We start from the raw sequence: 3,416 nt of genomic DNA, 5'->3' as shown, positions 1-3,416 counted from the left end.
TGCGCCAAGCTCGACGTCTCGTTCTTCCGATACCTCGGCGATCGCCTCGGCATCCCAGACAGCGCAACCGTCCCGCCCCTGCCGGACCTTGTCAGAAACGCCGCAACAGCATGACCGCCCGGTGATCTGCCCCGGTTACGTCTGGAGGCTGTTATGGACCGTCATTCGGAAATACCAGATGAAGGGGCATGACCTCTTCACGCAGATCCTACCCATCCGATGTCTCCGATGACGAATGGGCGCTGGTCGTCTCGTACCGACGCTGTTGCGTGAGGATGCGGGGCAAGGCGAGCACGGCTTGCGCGAGGTGTTCGACGGCCTGCGCCACGTGATGAAGACAAGGGGCACCGTGGCGGTGGATGCCCCACGATCTGCCACTTTGGTAAGCCGTCTACGAGCAAGCGCGGCGCTGGCTGGCGGCCGGCTGCTTCGAGCAACTCGCCGACGAATCCCGTACGCTGCCGCGCCTCGTCACCGGCCCCAATTCAGAACCAAGTGCCGCCATTCTCGACGGCCGGACCCTGCGCTCGATGCTCGAGAGTGGCGCGCGGGCCGGCTACGATGAAGCCAAGCGCAAGAAAAGCTCCAGATCCGCTTGGCCGTCGAGACGCTTGGCCACCTTCTGGCCCTGCGCGTCACGCCCGCCGACGCCGACGACTGCGCCCCGGTCGGGCGGCTGGCGGAGGCCATGCAAGCCACCAAGCTCCAGAGCTGAGACAACATGAAGGATTGACGGTCTTCGTCAGCGTTTTCTCTGAGCGAACCATTTTCTCGCGTCGGGACGAAGTCTCGTTGCACGAGTCGATGACGCATGCATCGAACGAGCCTAATTTGCCCTATACCTGGGACGTCAACTTCCCGATCTGCGTCCCGTTCGGCCGAGCGGCAGCCGTGGGTGCAAATTCGCTTCCGCATGGCTTAAAGCCATACCTTGAGGAAGATGGACATTCAGGGGACAGGCCAAATTTCGAATCTTATCCAGGAAGCGAGCTTCACCCGCGGGTCGCCGTTCTCCGACAGATGCAAGTATGGTTCAATCAGATCGTAAACCCTGGATGCTTCATTCGAGCCTTTCCTGCATTGATGGCGTCGGGTGATTGACGAAGCTGCCCCCCTATGAAAGGGCAAATCCGAGATCTCCATGCGGCGTTAGTTCACTGCGAAGATGCCTTAAACTGTTTACGCCGCTCTGAAGATTGCGTTATACCTCAACGGGAAAATTGAAGGCATCCCACAAAGAGCGCTCCGATTGCGGATCTGGAAATCCACCAACGAGCCAAGCAATCTACAAATAGCCTGTTTGCTTTGGTTGTAAATACTGTATTGGGCGCGTATTTGAACGCATTCTAGCACATCAAAAGATTCGACACAGTTCCAGCGTCAGCTAAAAATAATTTTACCAAAACTATTGAGCTGAAAATTGGGCTTCAGGAGTGCGACTTATTATCAAGGATCTATTAAGCTGTCAACCGCTGTAGCAGTTTAGTCGATCGCATGTAAATCGATAAATGAGGTGCGATATGTACCATAGAGTCTATAATAAAAAACCTGACATTTTTGTTGTAAAATCAACCGTGACTGAAGATCTGTTCGACGAGTTCGCAATGGCGTGCGGGGCGACCTATCAGGCAACCATTCGGCACGCACAAGTCACGGCAGCATTGGAGCAGGGAGTTTTTCGTATTCAAAGATTTGATATTTGGACCAACGATGAATCAGGAACGAAAAAGAAAATCGGCCAATTTTTGATCACAAAAGGTTTTAGGAACCTAAAGTTTCACCCGGGAATTTGTCTCCTTCAAGGGCATGAGCATCTTTGGAGTGAGGCTATGAGAATGGCTCTTGAAGCTCTGGGTGACGGACGATACGTTTATGGGTCACGTTTCAATCTAGAAGATCCGCGCGAAGGCGAGATTGAGTGTATTCGAGGAGCTTATATTATCGAAGTCCATGACCATGTCGTCGAAGCGGTGGATTTTTCTCAATGGCCGACATGGAATCATTATGTAAAAAACGTTAGCAACAACATCCGAAGGAACATTAAATATTTTGCAGAAAATACTCAAAATTATGATATAGAAATAAAGACTGGTATACAATTCATACACCATATTCCGTCTCTGATTCTCAGTCGATACAAGATGTATCGAAGAAAGGCGGTCAAGTGCAGTCCTTATGGGATGGTAAGGATGTACCTTACTCGATTGCTGAGTTCTGGAAGCAATTCGTATAGCGCTAGATTGCAAATCAATAAATCGAATAAGGCGACCTTTAGCGGGATCCAGTTCGGTGCTTTGGATTTCTACATGGACGGCGCTTCGGATGATAACGTCAGGGGCTGCGGATCATTTCTCGTTCTCGAAATGCTTGCGAGACTTTTCAACCGATCGCCCAATGGAAAATTCGTGCTTGGAAGTGATCCCAACCCAATTCGGGATCGAGAATCGAAATAAACAACGCGACATCGTTATCGCCAAGACTTAAGGATATCATACTTTCCGACCAGCACAGTTGATTTTTATTACAAATCTCCAATAGACTGAGATCGTTCCTAGTTAAAAATTATTAACAATCAAACACCTTTTAACAAAACTATCTGTGAAATTATTGATTCGATACTTAAGGTCAAGTCAGTGCTTTCAACGATATTATTTATCTTTCAGATGGAGTAGAAATATAATACGGCGTGTTCGATCTTGGGATATAGAAATATGCCCATCGATAACCGGTTTTATTTGTCGTTGCCTGCTGGAGCTGAGATCTACGCCCCGTCGGTTGGCGGCGGGTTTTTGGGTAAGGCGTTGATGGGCTGAGGAGCGTTTCCGATGCCGTCATCCCTGTTGATCAATCTGCGCGAGCGGGTTGTTGAGACCCTGACGGGGAGGCGCGACCTGCCATGGCTCCGCCGCCCGCTTCGAAGTCAGCGTGTCGCGTGCCAGCCGCTGGGCGAAGCGCGTGCGGGAGGAGGGACAGATCGCATCGTGGGCGCAGCGCAGCGATCGGCGCTCGCAGGCCATCGAGGTCCAAGCCGATCCGATCCAAGCAACTTACGAAGCGCATCCTGCGATCTGTCTGGACGAACTGCGCGATGCCCGGGCCGTGCAGGGCGTGGCAACCAGCACAGGCGCGCTGGCTCGAATCTTCGCCAGGCAAGGCATCACCCGTAAAAGGCGGCGCTGCGCGCGGCTGAACAGTCGCGGGCGGACGTGACGGCTGCCCGTACCGTCCAAAATCCCTGAACCGCCATCCGGCGAGCATCCGCCCGCTTCACACCGCTAGTGGTTGAGCCCTGACGGTTGAGTCCGTGTGGGGTTTCGGTTTGCGCCCCATCCTGCGAGTCTGGCGGGATGCGCAGTGGCATCTCTTTCACGCTCTCCACCTCGGATCGCCTTCGGCTCGAAGCACTCGTCGCGGAT

At 52.9% G+C, this 3,416-nt stretch carries 2 protein-coding genes and 1 pseudogene; all 3 read left to right on the top strand.

Annotated features, from left to right (window positions below):
• Window positions 1-188 precede the first annotated feature (188 nt).
• Window positions 189-697: pseudogene (locus tag MKK68_RS21855) on the top strand (transposase); the annotation flags it as partial.
• 823 nt (window positions 698-1,520) lie between these two features.
• Window positions 1,521-2,453, top strand: a complete 933-nt coding sequence (locus MKK68_RS21850; RefSeq protein ID WP_244032918.1) for a hypothetical protein — start codon at window positions 1,521-1,523, stop codon at window positions 2,451-2,453.
• A gap of 472 nt (window positions 2,454-2,925) precedes the next feature.
• Window positions 2,926-3,210 (top strand): hypothetical protein, encoded by a 285-nt coding sequence (locus MKK68_RS21845; RefSeq protein WP_147858491.1) that lies wholly within the window; start codon window positions 2,926-2,928, stop codon window positions 3,208-3,210.
• Window positions 3,211-3,416 lie beyond the last annotated feature (206 nt).

It is taken from the genome of Methylobacterium sp. E-016 (genome assembly GCF_022829745.1).
Classification (GTDB): Bacteria; Pseudomonadota; Alphaproteobacteria; order Rhizobiales; family Beijerinckiaceae; genus Methylobacterium.
Note: the sequence above shows the minus strand (reverse complement) of the source record. Positions and strands in the feature narration are given on the sequence as shown.